The sequence below is a fragment of the Microvirga sp. VF16 genome (assembly GCF_016864375.1).
GTDB lineage: Bacteria > Pseudomonadota > Alphaproteobacteria > Rhizobiales > Beijerinckiaceae > Microvirga.
Genome location: NZ_CP069356.1, coordinates 893722 through 920132, shown reverse-complemented (window position 1 = coordinate 920132; position 26411 = coordinate 893722). Strand labels below are relative to the sequence as shown.

Annotated in this window: 23 protein-coding genes; 10 read left to right on the top strand and 13 right to left on the bottom strand. The window is 61.6% G+C overall.

Annotated elements, in window-relative coordinates:
* Positions 1–204: 204 nt before the first annotated feature.
* The 4 genes from cysG to JO965_RS36685 form a co-directional block, all read right to left on the bottom strand.
* On the bottom strand, positions 205–1722 hold the full coding sequence (cysG, locus tag JO965_RS36700) for a siroheme synthase CysG (RefSeq protein ID WP_203445752.1): 1518 nt from the start codon (positions 1720–1722) through the stop codon (positions 205–207).
* Positions 1719–3437, bottom strand: a complete 1719-nt coding sequence (locus JO965_RS36695) for an NADPH-dependent assimilatory sulfite reductase hemoprotein subunit (protein ID WP_203445751.1) — start codon at positions 3435–3437, stop codon at positions 1719–1721. The genes cysG and JO965_RS36695 overlap by 4 nt, the downstream gene beginning before the upstream one ends.
* Before the next feature lie 12 nt (positions 3438–3449).
* Complete coding sequence (locus tag JO965_RS36690) at positions 3450–5201, bottom strand: sulfite reductase flavoprotein subunit alpha (protein ID WP_203445750.1); 1752 nt, start codon at positions 5199–5201, stop codon at positions 3450–3452.
* Between the two features lie 157 nt (positions 5202–5358).
* A complete protein-coding gene (locus JO965_RS36685) occupies positions 5359–5820 on the bottom strand; it encodes an Lrp/AsnC family transcriptional regulator (RefSeq protein WP_203445749.1) in 462 nt (153 codons plus the stop codon).
* 184 nt (positions 5821–6004) lie between these two features.
* Here JO965_RS36685 and JO965_RS36680 point away from each other — a divergent pair, with 184 nt between their 5' ends.
* From JO965_RS36680 to JO965_RS36665, 4 genes are all read left to right on the top strand, one after another.
* Positions 6005–6772, top strand: coding sequence for a phosphoadenylyl-sulfate reductase (locus JO965_RS36680; protein ID WP_203445748.1), 768 nt, complete (start codon positions 6005–6007; stop codon positions 6770–6772).
* Positions 6756–7742: a sulfate adenylyltransferase subunit CysD gene (gene cysD, locus JO965_RS36675; protein ID WP_203445747.1), complete on the top strand. Its 987-nt coding sequence runs from the start codon at positions 6756–6758 to the stop codon at positions 7740–7742. The genes JO965_RS36680 and cysD overlap by 17 nt, the downstream gene beginning before the upstream one ends.
* Entirely contained in the window at positions 7742–9358 is a 1617-nt protein-coding gene (gene cysN / locus JO965_RS36670) for a sulfate adenylyltransferase subunit CysN (RefSeq protein ID WP_203445746.1), read from the top strand. Before cysD ends, cysN begins: the two co-directional genes overlap by 1 nt.
* 91 nt (positions 9359–9449) lie before the next feature.
* Positions 9450–10646 carry an O-succinylhomoserine sulfhydrylase gene (locus JO965_RS36665; protein ID WP_203445745.1) on the top strand — a complete coding sequence of 399 codons (1197 nt, stop codon included), beginning with the start codon at positions 9450–9452 and terminating at the stop codon, positions 10644–10646.
* A 14-nt stretch (positions 10647–10660) separates the two neighbouring features.
* On the opposite strand, the gene JO965_RS36660 is transcribed toward JO965_RS36665, so the two are convergent.
* From JO965_RS36660 to JO965_RS36650, 3 genes are all read right to left on the bottom strand, one after another.
* Positions 10661–11512, bottom strand: a complete 852-nt coding sequence (locus JO965_RS36660) for a sulfurtransferase (protein WP_203445744.1) — start codon at positions 11510–11512, stop codon at positions 10661–10663.
* Positions 11513–11530: 18 nt separating this feature from the next.
* Positions 11531–11956: an OsmC family protein gene (locus JO965_RS36655; RefSeq protein ID WP_203446715.1), complete on the bottom strand. Its 426-nt coding sequence runs from the start codon at positions 11954–11956 to the stop codon at positions 11531–11533.
* Between the two features lie 141 nt (positions 11957–12097).
* Positions 12098–12766 carry a peroxiredoxin gene (locus JO965_RS36650; protein ID WP_203445743.1) on the bottom strand — a complete coding sequence of 223 codons (669 nt, stop codon included), beginning with the start codon at positions 12764–12766 and terminating at the stop codon, positions 12098–12100.
* Between the two features lie 711 nt (positions 12767–13477).
* On the opposite strand from JO965_RS36650, the gene JO965_RS36645 reads away from it, so the two are divergent.
* The 4 genes from JO965_RS36645 to JO965_RS36630 are packed head-to-tail and all read left to right on the top strand — an operon-like array spanning position 13478 to position 17237.
* The gene (locus JO965_RS36645; RefSeq protein WP_203446714.1) at positions 13478–14461 is read left to right on the top strand and encodes a sulfate ABC transporter substrate-binding protein; all 984 of its coding nucleotides are present in this window, start codon (positions 13478–13480) and stop codon (positions 14459–14461) included.
* A 2-nt stretch (positions 14462–14463) separates the two neighbouring features.
* Positions 14464–15312, top strand: a complete 849-nt coding sequence (gene cysT, locus JO965_RS36640; protein WP_203445742.1) for a sulfate ABC transporter permease subunit CysT — start codon at positions 14464–14466, stop codon at positions 15310–15312.
* A complete protein-coding gene (gene cysW / locus JO965_RS36635; RefSeq protein WP_203445741.1) occupies positions 15305–16186 on the top strand; it encodes a sulfate ABC transporter permease subunit CysW in 882 nt (293 codons plus the stop codon). The genes cysT and cysW overlap by 8 nt, the downstream gene beginning before the upstream one ends.
* Positions 16164–17237: a sulfate/molybdate ABC transporter ATP-binding protein gene (locus JO965_RS36630; protein ID WP_203445740.1), complete on the top strand. Its 1074-nt coding sequence runs from the start codon at positions 16164–16166 to the stop codon at positions 17235–17237. The genes cysW and JO965_RS36630 overlap by 23 nt, the downstream gene beginning before the upstream one ends.
* Positions 17238–17806: 569 nt before the next feature.
* On the opposite strand, the gene JO965_RS36625 is transcribed toward JO965_RS36630, so the two are convergent.
* The 6 genes from JO965_RS36625 to JO965_RS49770 form a co-directional block, all read right to left on the bottom strand.
* Entirely contained in the window at positions 17807–18124 is a 318-nt protein-coding gene (locus JO965_RS36625) for a hypothetical protein (RefSeq protein WP_203445739.1), read from the bottom strand.
* Positions 18125–18242: 118 nt separating this feature from the next.
* Positions 18243–19118, bottom strand: coding sequence for a carboxylating nicotinate-nucleotide diphosphorylase (gene nadC / locus JO965_RS36620; RefSeq protein ID WP_203445738.1), 876 nt, complete (start codon positions 19116–19118; stop codon positions 18243–18245).
* Positions 19115–20713 carry an L-aspartate oxidase gene (locus JO965_RS36615; protein WP_203445737.1) on the bottom strand — a complete coding sequence of 533 codons (1599 nt, stop codon included), beginning with the start codon at positions 20711–20713 and terminating at the stop codon, positions 19115–19117. Before JO965_RS36615 ends, nadC begins: the two co-directional genes overlap by 4 nt.
* A 9-nt stretch (positions 20714–20722) precedes the next feature.
* Entirely contained in the window at positions 20723–21718 is a 996-nt protein-coding gene (gene nadA / locus JO965_RS36610) for a quinolinate synthase NadA (RefSeq protein ID WP_203445736.1), read from the bottom strand.
* A 157-nt stretch (positions 21719–21875) separates the two neighbouring features.
* Positions 21876–22862, bottom strand: coding sequence for a hypothetical protein (locus tag JO965_RS36605; protein ID WP_203445735.1), 987 nt, complete (start codon positions 22860–22862; stop codon positions 21876–21878).
* A gap of 405 nt (positions 22863–23267) precedes the next feature.
* Entirely contained in the window at positions 23268–23465 is a 198-nt protein-coding gene (locus tag JO965_RS49770; RefSeq protein ID WP_203445734.1) for a hypothetical protein, read from the bottom strand.
* Between the two features lie 520 nt (positions 23466–23985).
* Here JO965_RS49770 and JO965_RS36595 point away from each other — a divergent pair.
* Entirely contained in the window at positions 23986–24204 is a 219-nt protein-coding gene (locus tag JO965_RS36595; protein WP_203445733.1) for a dodecin, read from the top strand.
* A 518-nt stretch (positions 24205–24722) separates the two neighbouring features.
* Positions 24723–26312 (top strand): isocitrate lyase, encoded by a 1590-nt coding sequence (locus JO965_RS36590; protein ID WP_203445732.1) that lies wholly within the window; start codon positions 24723–24725, stop codon positions 26310–26312.
* The last annotated feature ends 99 nt before the right edge of the window (positions 26313–26411 follow it).

Genomic DNA, 26411 nt, shown 5'->3' with positions numbered 1-26411 from the left:
AGCGCGATAGTATTGAAAGGATATGATTGCAGGCATTGTCGATAGCATGACTCGTGGGCATTTCCGATCATCGCTCAAGATGGTTCTCGGTATACTTCTTTTCTGGGTTATTGTCGGATCGGCGGTCGCGGGCAGGATTGCTTACTTCGATCAAATTTCGGCGTCTGCAGCGGCGCCTTTGAAGGGAAGTTTCAATCCGCTTCACTAATCCAACAGAGCAGGGGTGTCTTGTGGGGCCTTTGTTGCGAGCTCCTTTATTCTGTCGCGACGCTTGACCCTGCTCCGTTGGAGCGGATTTCCGGTGGCATCGCTGGCAGATGCGCCAATCGTAATGATCAGCGGCCCATCTTCAGGCAGAGGGATGCCGCGAGCAACACTCCCAACGGTTGTATGTAGGTTCTTCTGATCGGTTCTCGATACATTGCTGGTCGCGACGACGGGCGTGTCGGGCGGCAGCCCATTCTCGAGCAGACGCGTTGCCAACTTGGATGCCGTGCGCCGGCCCATGTAAACGACCGTGGTCGCTCTTGGGTCGGCCAATGCGCCGATGTTCAAATCTTCAGGGAGATCGCCATGCCGGTCATGGGCAGTGACGAACTGCACCCGTTGAGCGTGATCGCGGTGAGTCAGTGAGCCATTGAGCGAGGCCGCCGCGGCACTCGCGGTCGTGATGCCGGGAACGATGCGGGCTGGCACCCCAGCCTCCTGGCAAGCGGTGACTTCTTCGCCGGTGCGGCCGAAGACGGCCGGGTCACCACCTTTGAGACGGACGACACGTTCACCGGCAAGCGCCAGATCGACAATGAGGGCGTTGATGTCTTCCTGACGGCAGGATGCGCCGTGGCCCTCCTTGCCGACATGGACCCTGCGGGCTTCCCGGCGGGCCAGTTCGAGAATGGCGGGGGTGACAAGGCGATCGTAGACGATGACATCGGCCGCCTGAAGCTCGCGCATCGCCTTCAGGGTCAGAAGTTCGGGATCGCCAGGACCTGCGCCGACAATGACAACTTCACCGAGTGCCGGCCTCTCGGGAGCTACCCCGCTTGTCTCGCGTGCGAGTTGATCGAGAGTGTCCTTCAGCCCGCGCTCGGGGTCCCTGTTGTTGAATGCGGCATCCACGAATTGCTCCCAGAACCGGCGCCGATCCGGCTTCGATGGCACGATCTCCCGCAGACGATCACGGAAGTCCTTTGCGGCCTGCGCCCATGCCCCGAGGGAGGACGGCAGGACGGCTTCGATGCGCCGGCGAATGGCCTGGCCTAGAATCGGAGCTGCGCCATCGGTCGATATGGACACGATGACGGGAGCGCGATTGACGACCGTGCCGAACTGAAAGTCGCAAAAGGCCGGCTGATCGACGATGTTGACGAGGGCACCGTTCCGGCGCGCCGTGTCGGCGAAGATGGCGGCGTCCTGCCGGTCCTCGATGTCCGCGATGGCGACCGAGACTCCGACGAGATCCGTTTCGCGCCATGGACGTTGGATCAGGGTGAGACGCGTCGGATCGTTTCGAACGACGGCGCGGAGTTCGGATGACGGATCCTCCGCAAGGATCCTGACCATGCCGCCGGCGGCCGCGAGGAGTTCGACCTTCCAGGCGATCCCGTTGGATCCGCCCGCCACAAGGATCGAACGCCCAGCGAGATCGACGAAGATCGGCAGCTTCGGCAGGGCGTTGAGGCGCGCGGGACGCCGATCGTCGGGCCGAAGAGGCACGCTCATTCCGCCGCCTCGGCGAGAGGGCCCGTGTTGGCGTGAAAGTCCTGCCCGTTTCCCGTCGCCGCCACAATGCCCGCACGGATGACGAAATCTCCGAACCTCTCGGCGGGCTTTCGGCCATGAGCATAGGCCGCAAAGAGCGGGTCGAGAGCGGCGATGATCTCGTCGTGCTGCAGGTCGGCCGCATAGAGCTTGGAAAGACGGGACCCGTCGAACGCTGCGCCGAGATAGAGATTGTACCGCCCGGGGCCTTTGCCCACGAGGCCGATCTCAGCGATGTACGGGCGGGCACAGCCATTGGGGCAGCCGGTCATGCGGATCGTGATCTCGTCCTCGGCAAGGCCGCGAAGGCTGAGACGCTCCTCGAGGGCCGTCACGAGCGACGGTAGATAGCGCTCGCTCTCGGCCAGCGCCAGGCCGCAGGTGGGCAGGGCCACGCAGGCCATTGCGTTGCGGCGCAGCGCCGTGGCATGGCTCGTCAGGCCATGTTCCTCCACGAGGGCTTCGATCTGCCCACGTTTCTCCGGCGACACATTGGCCACGATGACGTTCTGGTTCGCCGTGAGGCGGAACTCGCCGTCGTGGATTTCGGCGATCCGACGGAACCCCGTCAGGAGCGACGGGCCGCCTGGAATATCGCGCAGGCGGCCGTTCTCGATGAAGAGCGTCAAGTGGGAGCGACCGTCCTCGCCTTCGACCCAGCCGTAGCGATCGCCGTTGCTGTCGAAGCGGAACGGCTGCGGCTTGCCCAGGGTCTTGCCGATACGGCGCTCGACCTCGGCGCGGAACGCCTCGAGACCACGATCCTCGATGGTGTATTTGAGCCGCGCATGCTTGCGGAGCGTGCGATCACCCCAGTCGCGCTGCACCGTCACCACCGCTTCGGCTACGGCCAGGGCATCTTCGGGCCGGCAGAAACCCATCACATCGGCGGTGCGGGGATAGGTGTCTTCCTCGCCATGGGTCATGCCCATGCCGCCGCCAACCGTCACGTTCCAGCCTTTGACCTCGCCTGTCTTGTCGAGGATCGCGATGAAGCCGAGGTCCTGCGCGAAGATGTCGACCTCGTTCGACGGCGGGACGGCCACCACCGTCTTGAACTTCCTCGGCAGGTAGGTCCGGCCATAGACGGGCTCGATGACTTCCTCGCCACCGACGACCTTCTCCCCGTCGAGCCAGACCTCGCGATAGGCCGGCGTCTGCGGCAGGAGATGCTCGGAGATCGACCGGGCGAGATCGAGAGCCGCCGCGTGGGCGCGGGATTGATGCGGATTGGTCGAGGCCAGCACGTTGCGGTTGACGTCGCCGCAGGCGGCCAGGGTGTCGAGAAGGGCCGTGTCGATGGCCTTCATCGTCGCCTTCAGGTTCGCCTTGATGACTCCATGGAACTGGAAGGTTTGCCGGGTGGTGAGACGCAGCGTTCCATTGGCATACTCTCGGGCAATCCGATCGAGCTGCAGCCACTGGGCCGGCGTGCAGACGCCACCGGGTATGCGCAGGCGGATCATGAAGGAATAGGCCTTCTCGAGCTTCTTCTTCGTCCGCTCGGCTCGCAGATCCCGGTCGTCCTGCAGGTACATGCCGTGGAACTTGACCAGCTGCTGATCGTCCTCGGTGATCGCACCGGTCACGATGTCGGTGAGGCCTTCCGCGAGCGTGCCGCGCAAATAGCCGCTCGCCTCCTTGATGCGCTCGTTGCGCGAGAGTTCCTTGGACATCGTTCGTGCTTCTCAATAAACGTCTTGGTGATAGCGGCGGCCGCGCTCAAGTTCGGTGACGGCGAGTTCGGCAGCCTCGGGAGAAAGGGCTTTCACGTCGGCGAAGGCCGCGACGAGCGCTGCGCGCACATCCTTCGCCATCGCCTTCGCGTCGCCGCAGACATAAAGCTGGGCCCCGTTGTCCAGCCAGCCGACGAGGTCGCGGCGCTGCTCCCAGAGGCGATGCTGGACGTAGACCTTCTGCGAGGTGTCGCGCGAGAAGGCGAGGTCGATCCGGGCCAGCGATCCGTCCTTCAGGGCATCCTGCCATTCGAGCTGATACAGGAAGTCGTGCGTGTAGCGCCGGTCGCCGAAGAACAGCCAGGACTTGCCGCTGGCCCCGATGGCGCGCCGCTCCTGCACAAAGGCGCGGAAGGGGGCGATGCCGGTTCCTGGGCCGATCATAATGATGTCGGTCGAGGGATCGGGCAGCCGGAAATGCTTGTTCGGCTTCAGACGAACACGGGTCGCCGCGCCCGCCTTGAGGCGATCCGCCACGAAGGTCGAGGCGACACCACCACGGGCACGACCATGCGTTTCATAGCGAACGGCGGCGATGAGCAGGTGGGCTTCGTCGCCGACGTCCTTGCGCGAGGAGGCAATGGAATAGGCCCGCGGCGGCAAGGGGCGTGTGAGGGCCGTGAGCTGCTGAGCGGTCAATGATGCGGGGAAGGCCTCGACCAGATCGATCAACTGGCGTCCCTCGATCCAGGCGCGAGCCTGCCCCTCATCCAGAAGCTTGCGCACGTCTGCATGCCCCGTCTCGGCAGCAAAGGTTTCGAGCGTCTTGACGGAGAGAGTGGTGGTATCCCGCTCGGTGGTCAGGGAGGCGCGCAGAGGGTCTTCGCCACTGAGCCCCGTGGCCGCAAGAACGGACTCGACAAGGGCCGGGTCGTTTTCCGGGAAGAGTTCGAGCGAGTCGCCGGGCTCATAGGCCGGAGCCCTGCTCTCAAAGCCGAGCGCCAGGTGAACGGTTTCCTTGTCCGAGCGCGAGGAGTTCAGATTGACGTGCTCGATGATCTCGGCCACCACCGGTTCGCGGCTGATCTCGGCGCCGGCACGGATGCCGAAATCGACGGCCACCACATTGCCCGAGTTCTCCAGAGCTGGTGCAAGCGTTTCGAGAGTGCTCTTGATCCAGGCCGCTGCCGGAGCTTCGAAGTCGAGGTCGCAATCGATCCTGTCGACGGCCCGCACCGCTCCCAGCTCGGCAAGCCGCGCATCGATGGCTTTGCCGACGCCGCAGAATTCCGCGTAAGCCGTATCGCCCAAAGCCAGAACGGCGAAGCGCGTGCTCTCAAGGCGCGGCGCCGATCCCCCCATCAGGTCGGCATAGGCCCGCGTGGCGCGTGAGGGCGGTTCGCCTTCGCCCCAGGTCGCAGTAATCACCACCAGCCGCTCATGCTTGGGCAGGTCGGCGATGTCGAGATCGGCGAAGTCGACGATCTTCGGCTTGAAGCCGCCTTTGCGGGCGAGCTTCGCCACGTCCTGAGCCAGACGCTCCGCATTGCCGGACTCGCTGGCAAAGAGGATCGTGAGAGGCTCTGCCGCACGGGCCGGTGCATCGACACAAGGGGCGGGTGCCTGGCCCGCATCGATCCCGGCGAGAAAGCCGGCGAGCCATGCACGCTGGATCGGGGAAGCCGCACCTAGGACACGATCGAGGCTGAGCCGGTCATCGTCTCCAAAGGGAGCCGTTTGAGGGAGAAGGGCTGATGCTGACATGGTTCGAATGTCGCGCGGGGCTTCAGTGCAAGTCAATGGAATGTTCTTTTTAAAGAACGTGGGCCTGAAGAAAACTTCTTTTGTCAAATTCTAAAAAGAGAGAAGAGAATTCTGTTTATCTATGAACTTAGGATTGTATATCTATAATCAGTCTGCCTTACACCGTCATCTCGATCGGTAGCGCCGTCGTGAACTTGACCCGCTCGACACTGAAGCGCGAGCTGACTTTCTTGAGCGGAACGATCCCGATCAAACGCTTATAAAACAAGTCATACGCCTTTACGTCCGAGACCACGACGCGGAGGATGTAGTCGACATCACCGGCCATCCGGTGGAACTCTACAACCTCGTTCATGGTCGCAATCGCATTGATGAACTGGTCGATAGCGTCCTGGGTATGGTCACCGGCCTCGATGCACACGAAGACCGTCAGGCCGAGCCCTAGCTTTTCAGGATCCAGAAGGGCGACCCGTCGCTCAATCACGCCCTCGGCTTCAAGACGCTGAATCCGCTTCCAGCATGGCGTTTGAGATAAACCGACCCGATGGCCGATGTCCGCGACAGAAAGTGTGCCATTCTGCTGAAGAAGGTCCAAAATTTTTCGGTCGATGCGATCCATCTCTGCATCCCGCCTTTTGTCGAATATGATTTTCCTTGTTCTGAGTTTTGAGGAAAGAATCTTCTCTTCTTGGGACAACTTGCCCCTTCGATCAATCGATCGCCTCTTCAAGTCAGAACAACCTGACCTTGACATCGTTCGTTATTAAGAACAAGTTCGAACTCGCAGTTTGGAGAATATTGCGATGGATTTTGCTTCATCAGGAGCGGCTGGGGCGGAGGCTCTGGCCCTTGCCTTGAGAGATGCCAGCCTCCCTGAACGGCTTTCCCTCGCCGCACGATCGCTCACTGGCCGGCTGGTGTTCACAACGAGCTTCGGCCTCGAGGATCAGGCCATTACCCATGCTCTGTTCAGGGCAGGCCTCGATCTTCATATCGAGCTCGTGACCCTCGATACCGGACGCCTGTTTCCCGAAACCTACGATCTCTGGGCGCAGACGGAGGATCATTACGGGCGCCGGATCAATGCCGTGAGCCCGGACCGCGCCAGCCTGGAAGTGCTCGTATCCCGCCAGGGCATCAACGGCTTCCGTCATTCCGTCGAGGCCCGAAAGGCCTGCTGCGACGTCCGGAAGGTCGAGCCCCTTGGCCGGGCTCTCATGGGCGCGGCAGGCTGGATTACGGGGCTTCGTGCCGAGCAGTCGGCGTTTCGAGCCGCCGTGCCGCTCGCGGTCCAGGATAGCGGCTATGGCCTGATCAAGATCAATCCCTTGGCGGATTGGAGCCGGCAGGACCTCGTCCGGTATGTGACGGACAATGCTATTCCCTATAACCCGCTGCACGACCAAGGATACCCGTCGATCGGTTGCGCTCCCTGCACCAGAGCGGTCCGCCTAGGCGAGCCTGAGCGTGCCGGTCGCTGGTGGTGGGAGCAGGAGGCCAAAAAAGAATGCGGCCTGCATCTCGGGCCGACCCATCAAATTCAGGAGCATTCCCATGATCAGCGGGCGTGAAGCAGAACGCGTTCGCCACGCAAGCCAGCTCGATTCTAGAAGCGATTCATCCGAAGGCGATCGTCTCCGGTCCGGCCTGACCCATCTCGATCGCCTCGAGGCGGAGAGCATCTACATCATGCGTGAGGCGGTCGCCGAAAGCGACAACCCGGTCATGCTGTACTCGATCGGCAAGGACTCGTCGGTCCTGCTCCACCTTGCACTAAAAGCCTTCTACCCGGCGAAGCCTCCCTTCCCTCTGCTTCATGTCGACACCACTTGGAAGTTTCGCGAGATGATCGCGTTCCGGGATCGCCGGGCGAAGGAGTTGGGTCTCGACCTGCTGGTGCACACCAACCCGGATGGGCTTGCACGCAACATCGGTCCGATCAGCCACGGCTCGGAGGTCCATACCGATGTCATGAAGACCCAGGCGCTCAAGCAGGCCCTGGAGCGATATGGGTTCGACGCCGCGTTCGGCGGCGCCCGCCGCGACGAGGAGAAGTCACGGGCGAAGGAACGGGTGTTCTCGTTGCGCAACGCCCATCATCGCTGGGATCCCAAGCGCCAGCGGCCGGAGCCCTGGCAGCTCTACAACGGACGCAAGCGTCGCGGCGAGAGCCTGCGCGTCTTTCCGCTCTCGAACTGGACCGAGCTCGACATCTGGCTCTACATCCACCGCGAGAACATCCCGATCGTTCCATTGTATTTCGCCACCGAGCGGCCGGTGGTGGAGCGGGACGGCATGCTGGTCATGGTCGATGACAACAGGCTGCCGCTGCATCCCGGCGAGCAGCCGCAGTTGCGATCGGTCCGCTTCAGGACGCTCGGCTGCTATCCGTTGACAGGAGCCGTGGAGAGCACGGCCGCCACTCTCCCGGACATCATCCGCGAGACGCTCGAGGCGCGCACATCCGAGCGCCACGGGCGCGCCATCGACAAGGACATGGCTGCGTCCATGGAACGCAAGAAGCAAGAGGGCTACTTCTGATGACGGTTCATCCCGCACCCGAGAGTTTCAAGCTGGAGGACTATCTCGCGGCCCATGAGCGCAAGAGTTTGTTGCGCTTCATCACCTGCGGCTCCGTCGATGATGGCAAGTCCACGCTGATTGGGCGTTTGCTGTACGAGTCCAAGCGTCTGTTCGATGACCAACTCGCAACGCTGGAGCGCGACTCGCGCAAGCATGGAACGCAGGGCGGCGGGATCGACTTCGCCCTTCTGGTCGATGGTCTGGCCAGCGAGCGCGAGCAGGGCATCACCATCGACGTCGCCTATCGCTTCTTCTCGACCGACCGGCGGACCTTCATCGTCGCCGATACGCCGGGCCATGAACAATATACGAGGAACATGGCAACAGGCGCCTCGACCGCGGATGTCGCCATCCTCCTGATCGATGCGCGCAAAGGGATCACCCGCCAGACCCGCCGGCATGCCCTTCTCGTTTCCATGCTCGGGATCCGTCATGTTGCTCTGGCCATCAACAAGATGGACCTCGTCGAATGGTCCGAGGAACGATTCAAGCAGATCGACGCGGAGTTTCGGGCCTTCGCGATCAATCTTGGCTTTGACCGGATCGCTTCCATCCCGTTGTCGGCTCTGCATGGCGACAACGTTGTCGCGCCCTCAGCGCAGACTCCTTGGTACGCCGGGCCGACGCTGCTCTCCTATCTCGAAACCGTCGAGGTCGAGCAGAAAGCCGAAGCGGAGCCGTTCCGCATGCCGGTGCAGTGGGTCAACCGGCCCAGCCCGGAGTTCCGTGGCTTTGCCGGCTTTGTCACCAGCGGCCGTGTCAAATCCGGCGACCGTGTGCGGATCCTTCCCTCCGGACTGGAGACGTCCGTTGCGCAGATCGTGACGATGGACGGAGTACTGCATGAGGCCATTGCCGGTCAGTCCCTCACGCTCACCCTGTCCGACGAGGTGGATATCTCCCGCGGGGACGTCATCGCATCCCTGGACAGGCAGACTCAGGTCTCCGACAGGATCAACGCCCGCCTGTTCTGGATGGCGACAGAGCACCTGAAGGAGGGTGACCAGTTTCTGTTGAAGATTGGTGCAGCGTCAGTGCCTGCAAGGGTCGTCCGTGTGCGTCAGCGGATCGATCTTGCCTCGCTCGCCTCTGTGCCCGTGTCGTCGCTGGGCGCCAACGATATCGGCCAGGTGGTTCTCTCCCTGGATCAGCCTATCGCCTTCGATCCCTATACCGAGAGCCGTCGCACGGGCGGCTTCATTCTCATCGACCGGGAGAGTTTCGACACGGTGGCAATCGGTCTCGTGGATGGAGCAGTGGCCGAGGAGCCCGTCAATCTCCAGGTCGTCCGGAACAATACTCCGTTGGCCTGGATCAAGTGGACGGGCGAGCAGAAGCGGCGCAGCGCTCTCAAGGCCATGTCGTGGCGGGTCATCGGATCGATTGCGACCATAGGTGCAGCAATTGTCCTGAGCCAGGATATCCGCTTAGCTGCGGCTATTGGCGCGACCGAGGTGGTGACCAAGCTCGTGCTCTATTACGGCCACGAGCGTCTCTGGGCCCGCATCAGATATGGCTTGTCCGTTGCAACCGGCCAGCATGGCGGCGGTCCCCAGAGTTCCGGCGCCAAGTAGGTTCCGGCCCTCTCTCTGAAGCATCAATCATCATGACAAATGCCTGCTGAGCCATCGAGGAGGAGCAGCCGGCCAGGTTGAAGGACGACCAATGAGCACGCGCTCACGCCGAAGCCGGCCCCTGCATGCGGAGACCCGTCTCGTCCATGAAGGCACGCTGCGGTCGGAGTTCGGCGAGACCTCCGAAGCGCTCTTCCTCACCCAGGGCCATGTTTATGGCAGCGCGGAAGAGTGTGAGGCCCGTTTCAAGGGAGAGAGCCCAGGCTTTCTCTATGCCCGCTTCTCGAACCCGACGGTCACGATGTTCGAGCAGCGCATTGCTTCCTTTGAAGGGGCAGAGTCTGCGCGCGCAACGGCAACCGGCATGGCCGCCGTGACGGCGGCTCTCATGGGCCCGCTGCAGGCAGGCGACCACATCGTCGCCGCACGCGCCCTCTTCGGCTCATGCCGCTATGTCGTGGCCGAACTCCTGCCGCGGTTTGGCGTGGCAGCCACTCTGGTTGACGGAACGGATCTCGGTGCGTGGCGCAAGGCCGTGCGGCCGGAGACGAAGATCTTCTTCCTGGAAAGCCCGGCCAATCCCACCCTGGAGGTCATCGACATCGAAGCCGTCGCCGGTATTGCCCATCAGGTCGGGGCGAAGCTGGTCGTGGACAACGTGTTCTCGTCCCCGATCTGGCAGAAGCCGCTGCAGCTCGGAGCTGATTGCGTCGTCTATTCTGCGACCAAGCATATCGATGGACAGGGGCGCTGCCTTGGCGGGGTCATTCTTGCGTCCGAGGAGTTCATCCAGACGCACGTCCATACGTTGCTCCGGCAGACAGGTCCTTCGATGTCTCCCTTCAACGCTTGGGTGCTTCTGAAAAGCCTGGAGACGCTTCCGCTGCGCGTCGAGCGTCAGACCCGGACAGCGGCCACCGTGGCGGACGCATTGGCTGGACATGGTAAGATCCGTCGCCTGATCTATCCAGGCCGCGCCGATCACCCGCAGGCTGATATCATTGCCCGGCAGATGACAGGCGGCTCGACCTTGATCGCCCTTGAGATCGAAGGCGGCAAGGCAGGGGCCTTTCGCTTCCTGAACGCCCTCGATCTGATCCGGATCTCCAACAATCTTGGCGATGCCAAGAGCCTGATCACCCATCCGGCGACGACGACGCACCAGCGCTTCACAGCAGAGGAGCGTGCGGAAATGGGGGTCTCGGAAGGTCTCGTCAGGCTCTCAGTAGGCCTTGAGCATCCCGATGATCTGATCGAGGACCTGACGCAGGCTCTTGAGTGCGTCTGAGGTCGTTGTCCGTCTCAGCTCACGTTCGTCGCGACAGGCCGGCTGGGATCCTGGGTCCACTCTGACATCGAACCATCATAGAGCCTCACATCCGGGCGTTTGAGCATCTCCGAGAGGATGAACCAGTTCGTGGAGGCGAGGTGGCCGGTGTTGCAATAGCTCACCACGGGCCCTGGGGGAATTTGCTCGTACAATTGCTCGAGTTCCGCGACAGGGCGTAGACGTCCGGTCCCCGGCTGGATGGCTCTGCAGTGGTCCAGGTGGAGGGCGCCTGGCAGGTGACCGGCCCGCCCAACCTGCGGACTCTTCTCTCGCCCGTCGAACTGAGCCTGTGAGCGCCCATCAAGCAGCGTTGCGTCGCCATGGGCTACAACCTTCTCGACAGCATGTGTCTCGGCGCGCAGGCTTCCGGTGAGCCGTACGGGATAATGCGGGCTCGGCGTCGGGGCAGACACGCCGGCTACGACAGGACCGCCGGATTCCTGCCAGGCCCGATAGCCGCCGTCGAGGATCGACACCTGCCTGTGGCCAAGGGCTTTCAGTGTCCAATAGACCCTTGCGGCTGCGCTGAAATCGGATGCAGCCTCTCCGGCCGATACGATGACCACGTGGTGCTCCGGCGTGATGCCGATACGGCTCAGCAGCGCAGACAAATGGCCGGCATCGGGCAACAAGCCGCCGGCGCCACCCTCAGCGATCCGCCAGCCAACGGCGGCATAGTCGCTGTGAACCGCGCCAGGAACGTGACCGGCCTCGAAGGCCGCTCGCCCACCGCTCTCTGCCGAGCGGATGTCAACGATCAGAACCGAGGAATCTGCGATATGGTCTGAGAGCCAGTCGACTGGAACGAGAGGGGAAGTTGTCATGATAACGGTCCCGAGCAATTACGCTGTTTGGCGGGGATCAACGGTCCAGGAGTGCGTGACCTCCGCAACCTGACCCAGCATGATGGACGCGAAGCAATACTTGTCCTTGGACAGCTGAATGGCGCGCTCGACCTTCTCGGGCGAGAGCCCTTGCCCTGAGAGATAGTACTTGAGGTGAATCGTCGTAAACACCTTCGGATCCGTCGATGCGCGCTCGGCTTCCACTTCCACTACGCAATCGGTGACAGGCTCGCGCCCCCGCTTGAGGATGAGAACGATGTCGAAAGCCGTGCAACCGGCGAGACCCAGCAACATGAGTTCCATGGGACGAATGCCAACATTGCGGCCGCCGTTCTCGGGGGCGCCGTCCAGCACGATGGCATGCCCGCTTCCGGACTCGCCTGTAAACATCATGCCCTCAACCCACGATACGCGCGCTTTCATGCTGGTCATTTCGTTTCCTTGAATATGAGCATCCGGCAACCCGGCCATCAGCGCATTTGGGCGCCGCCAGCAATCATGCAGGCGGCGCCGCTATCCGGGGCAATAGGTAATTGCCCCTCGCTTCGCATGTGCGATTGCAGATCAGTTCGCCTTGGCGGGCTGCGGCACAATGCGCAGATATGGCTTCGGCGCTTTCCAGCCGCCCGGATAAAGGCCCTTGGCTTCTTCGTCCGATATGGAGCCGACGATGATGACATCCTCGCCTTGCTTCCAATTGGCAGGAGTGGCGACCCGGTGCTGAGCCGTCAGCTGAAGGGAGTCGATGACCCGCAGCACTTCGTCGAAGTTGCGACCCGTGGTCATGGGATAGACCAGGACGAGCTTGATCTTCTTGTCGGGACCGATGATGAAAACGTTGCGCACCGTCTGGTTGTCGGCGGCCGTGCGCCCTTCGGAGGTTTCGCCTGCGTTGGCCGGGAGCATGCCGAAGAGTTTGGAAATCTTGAGGTCGGGATCCCCGATGATCGGGTAGTTGACGGCTGCGCCTTGCGTCTCCTCGATGTCACGGGCCCAAGCCTCGTGCTTCTCGACGGGATCGACGGAAAAGCCGACGACCTTCACGCCACGGCGATCGAATTCAGGTTTGAGCCGAGCCACCTCGCCCAGTTCCGTCGTGCACACGGGGGTGAAATTCTTCGGATGCGAGAACAGCACCGCCCAGGAATCGCCAATCCACTCATGGAAGCGGATCGGGCCTTCGGTCGTCACCGTCTCGAAATCGGGGGCAATCTGGCCGATTTGAAGTGTCATAGCAGGGATCTTTCTCCGTTACGCGTGGATTGGTCGCTGCATGTGCCAGGCAGGGTGCAATCGATTGGTCCGATCACGTGTGTTTCATCGCTTCGGTGCCAGCACACGGCGCATGCGACCGATCCTCATCGCAAGTTCAGCTATATGATCCGCATGAAATCGTGCCCGATGTTCACTTGAAGCGGAGGAATGCACCGGCTGGCAGGATCGGAGTGTCCGGCAGCAGGAGAGCCAAGTCAATAAAAATGTTCTTTTTATAGAACAGGCCGCAATGAAGTAGTTTGCCAGAGAGGTCCTTCCTTGAGAGAAGAATATTCTAAATTGCCCTACTGTGGGCCCGTTTGAGACATAATCAGCCTCGGCCGCAAATGCTCGGACGAATAAAAATTAGTCCTCCTCTATTCGTCCCCTTTCTAGTTCAACCATACTACAGTAACGCGGCTACAGTAGAATTTCATTCTATGAACCCGCCTCTGTATACTACAAAAGAGCACAAAACAGGAGAAAATTAACGAAGCAAACAGCCCGGGCCATTTGACACTCGTTCTTTTTAGCGGATATTTCTCTGCCCTGTTTGGGAGCTTGGGTAGCTTGCTGCCCGCTCTCGCTTCGATCTCAACCCAGGAGGGTAGAATGCACGGCAATTCCCTAGAAGTCGCTGGCGCGAGGACATATTCTCGACTGCGGTCCGTCCTGCCGGCCGTCGGTTTGATGGTCTTGGGAGGCATTGGCCTTCTGCCTCTGTCTGGTCCCGCATCGGCCCAGTCGCAATTGCTGAACGTGTCCTACGATCCGACGCGGGAACTCTACCGCGAGATCAATCAGGCCTTTGCCGATGATTGGAAGGCAAGGACCGGTGAGACCGTCTCGATCCGGACGTCCCATGGTGGATCCGGCGCTCAGGCCCGTACGGTGATCGACGGCATCGACGCTGACGTGGTGACGCTCGGGATTCCGTCCGACATCGATGCGATTGCGAAGGCCACCACGAAGATCCCGGCCGATTGGCGCGTCAAGCTGCCGAACAACTCGCTGCCTTACACGTCGACCGTCGTCTTTCTGGTTCGTAAAGGCAATCCGAAAGCGATCAAGGACTGGAACGATCTTGTGAAGCCAGGTGTCCAGGTGATCACGCCCAATCCGAAAACCTCTGCGGGCGGTCGTTGGAACTTCCTGGCGGCCTGGGGCTATTCCCAGACCAAGGATGGCAGTGCTGACAAGGCTAAGGAGTTCGTCACCGCCCTCTACAAGAACGTTCCGGTACTCGATACCGGTGCTCGCGGATCAACTGTGACGTTCGCGCAGCGCGGCCTCGGGGATGTTCTGCCGGCATGGGAGAACGAAGCCTTCCTCGTGCTCGATGAATTCGGACGCGACAAGTTCGAGATCGTGGTGCCGACGCTGTCGATCCTGGCGGAGCCGCCGGTCGCTCTCGTTGAGGGCAACGTGGATGGCAAGGGCACACGCAAGGTGGCTGAAGCCTTCCTCAGCTTCCTCTACACCGACAAGGCACAGGCGATCTTTGCCAAGCACCATTACCGGCCGATCAAGACCGAGGCTGCCAAACCGGAGGATCTCGCGGCTTTGCCGAACCTGAAGCTGTTCACGATCGAGTCGCTCCAGGGCAACTGGGACGACATCCAGAAGAACAACTTCGATTCCGGCGGGCTCTTCGATCAGATCAGCAAGCGCTGACCATGGCCTCGGCGTCCTATCTGCGTCTCAAGCAAGCGAGCGTGCTGCCGGGCTTCGGCGTCACGCTCGGTTACACGCTGCTCTACCTTGGATTGCTGGTGCTGCTGCCGCTCGGCGCGCTGGTGGTGAAGGCCTCAGGCATCGGGATCACCGGTATTGCTGCGACTGCCGCCGACCCCCGGGTTGCTGCGGCTCTCGAGACGAGTTTCAGCATTTCCCTGCTTGCCGCAGGCGTTGCCTCACTCTTCGGCCTCCTGATCGCATGGGTTCTCACCCGATACGATTTCCCGGGCCGTAAGCTCATCGATGCCATCGTGGATCTGCCCTTTGCCCTGCCAACAGCTGTTGCCGGCATTGCACTTGCCGCCCTTTATGCGCCGAATGGCTGGGTAGGATCACTTCTTGAGCCTCTGGGTCTCAAGGTGGCTTATACGCCCTTGGGTATCTTCATCGCCCTGGTCTTCATTGGGCTTCCTTTCGCTGTCCGCACCGTTCAGCCGCTGATCGCGGAAATTGAATGTGAGTTGGAGGAAGCCTCTGCGACTCTCGGTGCTTCCCGCTGGCGCACCCTTTGCAGTGTTCTCCTGCCTCCGCTTCTTCCTGGCGTGCTGACGGGCTTCGCATTGGCCTTTGCCCGCGGGGTCGGAGAGTATGGATCCGTGATTTTCATCGCCGGAAACCTGCCCTATGTTTCGGAAATCGCGCCGCTACTGATCGTCATCAGGCTGTCGGAATACGACTACACCGGCGCGACGGTGATCGCGACCATCATGCTGGCGATCTCGTTCTCAGTGCTTTTGCTGATCAACCTGATCCAGGCTTGGAGCCGCAGGAGGTTTGGCCATGTCTGATCTCAGCGCTGCTCTGGCCGTGCCGGTTTCATCGCAGCAGAGCGTGGTGACCGAGCAGAAGCCGATCCGATGGCTGGCCATCTCGGTCGCGCTCATCTTCCTGCTTCTGTTCCTGGTTCTGCCGCTCGCCGTCGTCTTCGTGGAAGCCTTCAGGCGAGGGCTCGAAGGCTTTCTCGCAGCCTTTCAGGAAGCGGACGCGCTGGCAGCGATCAGGCTGACGCTGACCGTCGCCGCAATCGCGGTGCCATTGAATCTCGTGTTCGGTCTCACGGCGTCCTGGGCCATTGCCAAGTTCGAGTTCAAGGGCAAGAGCCTTCTGATCACCCTGATCGACCTGCCATTTTCCATCTCGCCGGTCGTGTCGGGCTTGATCTACCTGCTTCTTTTCGGCGCGCAGGGCTTGTTCGGGCCTTGGCTCATGGCGCATGGCATCAAGATCGCCTTCGCTCTGCCGGGCATTGTCCTCGCCACCATTTTCGTGACGTTTCCGTTCGTGGCACGGCAGCTCATCCCGCTCATGCAGGAGCAAGGCACGGCCGAAGAAGAGGCTGCTTTGACGCTGGGCGCGAGCGGGTGGCGCACCTTCCTCACCGTGACGCTGCCCAACATCAAGTGGGGACTGCTGTACGGCGTCCTTCTGTGCAATGCCCGCGCCATGGGCGAGTTCGGCGCGGTTTCCGTGGTCTCGGGCCACATCCGCGGCTTGACCAACACCATCCCGCTTCATGTGGAGATTCTCTACAATGAGTATAACTTCGTTGCGGCCTTTGCCGTCGCCTCGCTCCTCGCCGGCCTCGCCCTCGTCACATTGGCGCTCAAGACTTGCCTCGAATGGCGTCACGGAGCTGACCTTGCCGGCAGCGCACACCGCTGAGCGGAGCCAAGCGGTCGATATCCGCGTTGCAGGTGTGACAAAGAACTTCGCGGGCGCGGCGGCGCTGCACGATGTGGATCTGGACGTCCGGCCTGGAGAACTCCTGGCGCTGCTCGGCCCCTCGGGTTCGGGCAAGACGACGTTGCTGCGCATCATAGCCGGATTGGTTGAGCCCGATCGTGGGCAGGTGTTCTTCGGGGGGGTGGAGGCGACATCTCTTCCCGTGCAGAAGCGGCAGGTCGGCTTTGTCTTTCAGCATTATGCCTTGTTCAAGCACATGAGCGTTGCCGACAACATTGCCTATGGTCTGAAGGTGCGTGAGCGGGCGAACCGTCCCTCCAAGAGCGAGATCCGGCGCCGCGTTTCCGAACTGCTCGATCTGGTCCAGCTCTCTGGGTATGAGAGCCGGTTTCCGGCTCAACTCTCTGGCGGCCAGCGCCAACGGGTCGCCCTGGCGCGGGCGCTGGCCGTCGAGCCGCGCGTCCTTCTGCTCGACGAGCCCTTCGGCGCCCTCGACGCCAAGGTCCGCAAGGATCTCCGCGCCTGGCTGCGTGACATCCACGAGCGCACCGGCACGACGACGGTCTTCGTCACCCATGATCAGGATGAGGCGCTGGAATTGGCAGACCGGGTCGCTGTCCTCAATGGTGGACATCTCGAGCAGGTTGGCAGTCCCGATAATGTGCAGGACTACCCTGCGACCCCCTTTGTGATGACCTTTCTCGGTCAGGCCGCCCGCTTCAATGCCGAAATTCGCGATGGGCGGGTGCTGGTGAATGGAAAGCCTGCTCCTGTGGCTGCACCGAAGTTCACTATTGGCCCGGCGTGTCTCTATTGCCGGCCATGGCATCTGAAGCCGGTACCCGCCGGCCATGGACACCATCAGGGTATTGTCAGTGGCGTTCGGCGCCTTGGATCCATGCGCCGGATCGAGGTCTCGCAAGCCGATGGGAAGAAGCTCGAGGTTGAGGTTGCTCTTGTGACGAACCTGAGGGTCGGCGAGGAGATCGGCCTGGACATCCTGGATGGTGCGATCTTCCGCGAAGGCTGAAAGCGCCAATAGCAGACATCTATGGATGCCAATGAAGACAGGGCAGAGGAGCCACATTCGGTGATCTCCCCACTCGGAAGTGTGCACCCGCTATCGCCGCAACGAGAATCGGTCGGCTCAATGCTAAAACGAATGCAGCTTCAGCGTGACGGGACGGCAGTTCGCTCGACGCTCATGAGGGGTGCTGAGCTGCTATAGATTGCCTGGCAGGTCGTCTGTCTAAAAGCCTATGGTGCGCATGATCCCAAAGCCCTGATGTACATTCACCGCGGCAATCCAGGGGCAGTTGCTAGGGTGGGTCGCCTCACGATGCTAAGGTCACCAGAGCATTATCCAAACTTCTCAAAGGAGGAGCTTATGATAGAGGCCCCCGAGAACTTACCGTCCGGCGCAGGCGAGATCGCACAGACGTACCCGGCGATCTGGAAGGCCTACGCGGCTCTTGGAAAAGCATGCGCTGAAGCACAGCCTAGCGTCGTTGTAGAGCGCCCGAATGCAAACCCCAACGGGCAACGATCGTCTGGCGTTCTATGCGCGACACAGGAAGTTTGTGCTGCCGGCTATCAGCGCTAGAGCTTGGCGGCGATTTCCGGGCGGTTCTCGGCCAGCCATTGTTGGGCATCGGACGGATCGACAACGCAGTCGAGTGCCGCCCAGGTAGGATCCTCCAGCGACTCCTCTCTGAGCCGGGTGGCCGCATACGCGACCAGCCGGTGCAACTCCTCATAGCCCGGGCGGGTCTCAAGAGCGTCGGCAATCCAGACGCTGGACCAGCCCTGCGCCGCCAGGTGCTGGATGCTCTGCGGATCCGCGTTTCGAAACCATGGCGTCGCATCGAACTCAATAGCCAGGGCATTGTCGGCGGTGTAGCACGAGGCTCGGATCATCCCCCGCCTCCCAAATCAGCTTTCGCGAGTTCGACTTTACCACACTCCGGCACCAGGGCTGAGCCCACTCTGCCACCCCAGGATGAGAAGATCGCTCTGAGCTGGCGAGCAAGCTCCCTCACGCAACATCCAGACCGAGATCGAGGATCGGTGCGCTGTGCGTGATCCAGCCGGTCGAGATCAGATCCACTCCTGTTGCAGCGATGGCCGCTGCTGTGGCTAGTGTAACCCGGCCAGAGGCTTCCGTGATGGCTCGCCGGTTCACCCGCCGTACCGCCTCCGAGAGGATGTCGGGGCTCATGTTGTCGAGAAGGATAGCATCGGCTCCGACCTCCAGCACCTCATCCAGCTGATCGAGAGTATCCACCTCGATCTCTATCTTCACGAGGTGGCCAACCGCTGCTCGAGCACGTTCCAGGGCTGGCTTGACGCCTCCGGCGATGGCGATGTGGTTGTCCTTGATGAGAACCGCATCATCGAGCCCGAAGCGGTGGTTGGCCCCTCCACCGGCCCGGACGGCATGCTTCTCGAGCGAGCGCAGCCCCGGGGTGGTCTTGCGCGTGCAGACGATCCGGGCATGTCCATGAGACCGGATGACATCGACCAGAGCCGCCGTTGCCGTTGCGATGCCCGACAGCTTGCAGAGCAGATTGAGAGTCACGCGCTCGGCCGAGAGAATGCTCCGGGCCGGACCCTCCACGCGGAGGACGGTCTCTCCCCGTTCCACCCGGCTGCCGTCGGGCCGGTCGACGGCGACCGTGACAGCAGGGTCGATCAGGGTGAAGGTGAGATGCGCTGCATCCACACCTGCGACCACACCGGGCTCGCGGGCCACGATGGCGCCACGCAGTCTGGCATCGGCAGGAATGACGGCATCGGTCGTGATGTCGCCCGCCCGGCCCAGATCCTCAAGCAGCGCTGCTCGCACGATGGGTTCCACCAGCAGGCGCGGGAGCGGAGATAAGGCAGCTTGTGTGGCGATGATCGGCTTCATGCAACTCTCCTGGCCGGTGCGTCTGTCTTGTTGTCGATCTCCGCTGCAATGCGCAGCACCTGATCGAGCGTCATCTCGGTATGTTGTCCCGGCATCATGTGAGGATAATCGAGCCGCTGGTGAGCACCGCGGCTCTCATGTCGGCTATACGCTGACGCTGTGATCAGCAGGCTGACCAACGCAGCGTCGCGCTCACCCAGTGAGTCGGCCTCGCGAAGCAGTGCACGGAAGCGCCAGATCGCACTTCGCAACCCAGCCTCGTCGCGGAGCACGCCCACATGGCGATCCATATGCGACCGGACCCGCTGGAGACGCGGAGATGGCACATCACCGAAGCCAGACAAATGGGGGGCACGAGGTGGATAGGGAAGCTGACTCGTCGACGACCGGAGCGCTCCTCCCTTGATGTCCTCGGCAATCCAGGCCGCATAGGCCAGCGCCTCGAGCAGGGAGTTGCTCGCCAGCCGGTTCGCCCCGTGCAGGCCTGTTGACGCGACCTCGCCGCAGGCCCAGAGCCCCTCAAGTGAGCTGCGGCCCTGACCGTCCACCTTGATCCCGCCCATGTGATAGTGAGCGGCCGGACGCACAGGGATTGGATCGCGAACCGGATCGACGCCTGCAGCCCGGCACAGCTCTGTCACGCCAGGGAATTTGCTGGCGATGCTGCCCCCAAGCACATGTCGCGTGTCGAGGAGCACGCGTTCACCGGCGCAGATCTGGGCGAAGATCGCCCGCGCTACCACATCGCGCGGCGCCAGCTCCGCTCCGGGGATACCGTGCATGAAGCGCTCGCCGCAACTGTTGACGAGCACCGCCCCTTCGCCACGCAGGGCCTCAGTAGCTAGCGGCATCGGATCACGACCGGCTGCAATGGCGGTGGGATGGAACTGAACGAACTCGAGGTCGCGCAGGACAGCTCCCGCACGGGTTGCCAGCGCCAATCCCGCACCTCGGGCACTCAGGGGATTGGTGGTATGGGCGTAGAGACCGCCGATCCCGCCTGTCGCCAGTACCACGGCACGGCCGGGGATCAGTACAGGCTCATCGCTGCCATCGGATCCCCAAGGGGCACAGAACACACCGGTCACTGCACCATTCGCATCCAGCGCCAGATCCGTGACGCGGTGGTCCTCCAGGATCTGAATCGAGGGGAAGTTCCTGACAGCAAGGATGAGCGCGTCCAGAACACTTTTGCCGGTTCGGTCACCCTGGGCATGCACGATCCGTCGGCGTGAGTGGGCGGCCTCGAGCCCCAGGATGAGCGCGTCATCCGATGTGGTTCGATCAAAGGAGGCGCCGTGAGCAACCAGCCACTTGATGCAGGACGGAGCGGCGCCTGCGACGCGCGCTGCAACGCCAGGATCGCCGAGTCCGGCACCCGCCTGAAGAGTGTCGGCGGCATGCAGGAGAGGGTCGTCGTCTGCTCCCAGGGCAGCTGCTATCCCACCCTGAGCGAGAGGTGTAGAGGCTTGCTGTCCAAGGGGCGACGCCAAAAGTAGGGTCACGGGCAGCGGTGCCAGATGAAGGGCTGTCGACAATCCCGCGATGCCGCCACCCACGACCACAACGCGGTCAAGTGAATTGGTGGAGGTCATGATCGATCCTCAGCGCACAGCCAGCATACGCTCGACCGCCAGCCGCGCCCGCTCGGCCACCGCCGGATCAATCGTGACCTCATGCTGACGCTGCTCCAGGGCTCGGCGGATCTTGGGTAAGGTGATGCGCTTCATGTGCGGGCACAGGTTGCAGGGGCGCACGAACTCGACCTCGGGATACAAAGCCGCCACGTTGTCGCTCATCGAGCACTCGGTCACGAGCGCAACACGGGCTGGGCGCTTCTCGCCCACGAAATCGGCCATGCCAGCCGTCGACCCGGCAAAGTCTGCCTCCGCCACCACCTCGGGCGGTGCCTCCGGGTGAGCTAGCACCACGACATCCGGATAGCTCTGACGCACTTCACGGATGTCCTCCGCAGTGAAGCGCTCATGCACCTCGCAGTGACCGGCCCAGGTGATGATCTCAACGCCGGGCACCTGAGCGGCCGTGTTTTGCGCCAGGAACTCGTCCGGCAGCATGATTACACGATCAACCCCAAGAGACTCAATGACCTTCTTGGCATTGCCTGAGGTGCAGCAGATGTCCGACACCGCCTTCACGGCGGCAGAGGTGTTGACATAGGTGATGACGGGCACCCCCGGAAAGCGCGCCCGGAGCTGGCGCACATCCTCGGCTGTGATCGACTCGGCCAGGGAGCACCCGGCCTCTGCATCCGGGATGAGCACTGTTTTGTTCGGATTGAGCAATTTGGCAGTTTCCGCCATGAAATGCACACCAGCGAGCACGATCACGTCGGCGTCGGTGTTCACAGCTTCACGCGCGAGCGCCAGGCTATCACCGACAATATCCGCCACCGTGTGGAAGATCTCGGGTGTCTGATAATTGTGCGCCAGGATGACCGCATTGTGTTCGCGCTTGAGGGTAAGGATGGCCTCGATGTCGTTGGCAAAGATTGGCCACTCGATCACCGGGACATGATGTCTGACGCGTGCGTAGAGGTCGGGCAGGGGAAGGGGTGCAAACCCCAACGGAGCAGCGGACATAGAGCCTCCTATGCTCAGGGAGAGCATTAGCGGGCCATGATAATACTCATCCTGAGTATTATCGGCTAATAAGAAGACCGGCTGCGTAGCCGGCACATCTCTTATGCTAGACAGGAGTATAAGTTGGCGTCAACCCACAATCGGTTGCGACAGCGCCTCACCGCAAGCGGGGCAGGCGCACCCCGGGAGCCGGTCGCTCGACCAGGACTTCGCGCCGGAAGCGTACCAGCCGGGCCGGTCGCCCGCCGGTCTCGGTCGTGACCTCGCCGGTTTCCTCCACCAGCCCCTGCATCTCCACCAGCCGGCGGAAATTCTGCTTATGAAGCCGCACCCCGGACAAGGCCTCGACGGTCTTCTGGAGGTCGAGCAGGGTGAAGGAGGCTGGCATCAGCTCAAAGATCACCGGGCGATACTTGATCTTGCCGCGCAGGCGGCCGATCGCTGTCGCGAGAATCCGCCGGTGATCGAGTGCCATCGACTGTCCAGGAGCCAGCCGCATCTTGGTGGAGCCAGACGGCTCTGCGTCACGGAGAGCCTCCTGGACCAGACCAGCCTCGAACAGGAGTTCATAGCGCTCCAGCACCCGTTCATCCGTCCAGTCTTCCGCTTCAAAGCCAAAGGTAAGCTCAATGCGCTCCTCGCGAAACGAGCGGAGGGATTTGCCCCCGGCCTTGGCCCAGGCCTTCAGCCGAGGCTCAATCACATCGAGGGCCTTTGGGCGCCCATCGCGCCAGTCTTCCCAGGGAAGGAAGGAGTACCAGTTGCGCCAAGCGGCATGGGCGAGTCCTGCCGGTCGGGCTTCCCGCACGAGCGCCAGATAGGCGATCGATAGGGAATGTCCCACCCCGTGGACGTCAGCCTCGGCCCGATCGCGATCACCAAAGGTGTAGAGCTGCTCGACATAGCCCAAGGTCAGCTGCGTCTGCTCGGCCACCCAGGTCCGCAAGCCCATCTCCAGGGTGCGGTGCTGCGACTGCAAGGGACCCGAAGGAAGGCCGTCAGGCTGCTGTGGGGTGGCCCGAACGGTGAGGACCCGCGGCTCATCCGGCGTGGCCGCCATGATCACGGCACTGAGATCGACCGTTGGAGCCACATGAGGCTGCACGCGGGTCTTTGGTCGTCGGGCAGGGGAGGAAGAGGCCATGGGTACTCAGAAGCGCACAAGACACGAGAGAACTACGATAGGTGGCTTGAACCCCTCGGTCGAGACGAACTTTGGATGTGGCGAGGTAATCCGCCCTCAGGCGCTTTGAATCGTCCATGACGCTGAAAGTGCAGCGGCCACACGAGATGAGACGAGATCAGGTCAAGCAGGCTTTGGCGCCAGGTAGCCAGGGAGCCGGGATCAGGGATGACCGTACGCCTGAATCGCTCTTTCCGATCGACTGCGGCAATTGTGCAACGCACAAATTTCCCGCTCGGGGCGTTATCTTGTCGGTCAAGGGGAATTGGTCAGATGGGTCGCAAGCAAACACCCGCCGAGTGGAGCCGTCGAAGAACGCGCCATGATCCTCCCGCGCTCAAGGAAGCCATCGCAGCCGCTCAAGGTTTAACCGGGCACATCGAGGATCAGATCGAGATCGCAGCGCAGTTGATGGGCCTGCCAGAGGCCGAGGTCCGGCCGGAGGTCCTGAAGGCAGCAGAGGGCGCTGCTGCAGTAGTGATAGGGGCGGCTCGCGTCCGCACGCGTCAGGCCCCAGTGGTTGTTGTCGAGCGCAGGGGCTTGCGCGTTCCGCGACGATGACATCGGCAATCGTCTCCCGGCAGCAGAACTTCGTAACAACAATGCCCCTTCAACTGGAGCACTCAAGCCGATGATCGGCCTCGCAACACCATCAGGCGGTCACTCTTCTCCAGAGAACCACTCGATGATCCTATTTCGCCTGCAGGCGCTCCACGGCTGCATCATTGGTCGAGGGTCACTCCGCGAAGCTCACTTCATAAGGCGGGCTGCGCGGTGATCAGGCGGTTCGTGAGTCCCAGACCAACTTCCAATGTACTGGTTGATAGCATTCTGCTGGCTACGGCTGTGACAGCAGGCGGTTTCGCTCTCCTGTTGTGTGCGCAGCTGCCGTAGCGGCAGCTTGCGAAATTCCGTCATGTGACGGCTTGAAGCACCATCCGTGGCGTGATGGCTGACGGCGTTATCCACCTGCTCGATGGCTCGACGGGGGCCATGAACCCGATTGATCTTACGGAACATCGCGCGACTGGCAGCCGCGGTTTCAGGCTCTATCTGCACTCCGGCTCATCATCAGGAGCGTTCCATGTCGGATCATGTCTACAAGGTGGTCGAACTCGTTGGTTCTTCTGAGAGCAGCATCGAGGATGCCATTCAAACGGCGATCAAGCGTGCCGACCAGACCCTGCGAAACCTGCGGTGGTTCGAGGTGGTGCAAACCCGTGGGCAAGTAGAGAACGGCGAGGTCCAGCATTACCAGGTGGTGCTCAAGGCCGGCTTTACCTTGGAAGGCGAGTATCCGTAGTACGAGACAAGCGCTTCCTAAACGCGGCAGGAAACCAGTGGCGGAGTAACCCTGAATCTCGAGCCCGAACTCAGCGGACAGTTGTGGCAGGATTAACAGGCAGAGTCTGTGATATCATTGTGGGTGATATCAACATGGGTTGCCCTACCTTGGGCTTGTGGACCGGGCACAGGCTGCTTCCCACAAGGCATCGAATTGTAAAAACAGTGACACTTCCGTTGTCACAAGGCGGGGAGTGTTTCGCTCACCCAGTTCCTTCAGGGTAGCTTCGCCTTTAGGCTAATCATTCTTCGTGAAAGAACAGTGATTTAGAGAGCTCGCAACTATCACGGCGATTTCCCATTGAGGAAAATCAGGGACTTAGCAGAAACCTATGGATTGCCAGAGAATGTAAAGAATTGACAGATTTACACTGGACCCATTGTAAAAGTTGACACTTGGACCTTAACTCGCCTTCACGGTCCTGAACACGCCCGCTACTTCCTCGTTCAACCTTCACAGAAACGAGGAATAAGATTGTGACGTACCAAGATCAGATCACGCAGGCTCAGCGGCTCATTGAGGGCCAGAGCACCTGGAACGGCATCAACCCCGAGTCAGTCGCTCGGATGCGATTGCAGAACCGTTTCCAAACCGGTCTCGACATCGCCCGCTACACTGCCCGGATCATGCGTGAGGATATGGCGGCTTACGACGCCGATCCTTCGCGCTATACCCAGTCGCTCGGGTGCTGGCATGGCTTTATCGGCCAGCAGAAGATGATCTCGATCAAGAAGCACTTTGGAACCACCCAACGTCGGTATCTCTACCTCTCTGGCTGGATGGTGGCCGCCCTGCGCTCGGAGTTCGGCCCGTTGCCGGACCAGTCCATGCACGAGAAGACCAGCGTTCCCGCGCTGATCGAGGAACTCTACACGTTTTTGCGCCAGGCCGATGGCCGCGAGCTCGGGCTCCTGTTCCGCGATCTCGATGCCGCGAGGAAGAGCGGCAACTCGGTTAAGGAGCGTGAGCTCGTCAACGCCATCGACGACCATCAGACTCATGTCGTGCCGATCATCGCCGACATCGATGCCGGCTTCGGCAACGCGGAAGCAACCTATCTTCTCGCCAAGAAGATGATCGAGGCCGGCGCCTGCTGCCTTCAGATCGAGAACCAGGTCTCGGACGAGAAGCAGTGCGGCCACCAGGACGGCAAGGTCACCGTTCCGCACGAGGACTTCCTCGCCAAGATTCGCGCTATCCGTTATGCCTTCCTTGAACTCGGCGTTGATGACGGCCTGATCGTCGCCCGCACCGACTCGCTCGGCGCCGGCCTCACCAAGCAGATCGCCTTCAGCCGCACGCCAGGCGATATCGGCGACCTCTACAACAGCTTCCTTGATTGTGAGGAGATCACGCCAGAGAACTGCGTCAACGGCGATGTGGTGATCAATCGCAACGGCAAGCTGCTGCGCCCGAAGCGGATGCCAAGCAACCTGTTCCAGTTCCGCTCCGGCACGGGCCAGGACCGCTGCGTGCTCGACTGCATCACCGCCTTGCAGAACGGTGCGGATCTGTTGTGGATCGAAACCGAGAAGCCGCATGTCGAGCAGATCTCCGGCATGGTGGACCGCATCCGCGAGGTCGTCCCGAACGCCAAGCTCGTCTACAACAACTCGCCATCCTTCAACTGGACCATCAACTTCCGCCAGCAGGTCTACGACGCCTGGGAGAAAGCCGGCAAAGACGTGTCCAAGTATGATCGCGCCAAGCTGATGAGCGTGGAGTATGACAATACCGAGTTGGCCAAGGAGGCCGATGAGCGCATCCGCACCTTCCAGGCGGATAGTGCGAAGCGGGCGGGTATTTTCCATCACCTCATCACGCTGCCAACCTATCACACTGCGGCGCTCTCCACGGATAATCTGGCAAAGGAGTACTTCGGCAGCGAAGGCATGCTGGGCTACGTGCGCAGTGTCCAACGCCAGGAGATCCGCCAGGGCATTGCCTGCGTGAAGCATCAGAACATGGCTGGCTCCGACATCGGTGACGACCACAAGGAGTACTTCGCGGGAGAGGCCGCGCTCAAGGCCGGCGGTGCTCACAACACCATGAACCAGTTCGGCTAGACTTCTGCCGCGGGCCGAGCCGCGATCTGTGCCGCCGCTCGTTGATTGCACCTCGCACTCGCGGATTGCCGAAGTCTAACGACACAGAGGCCGCACGCC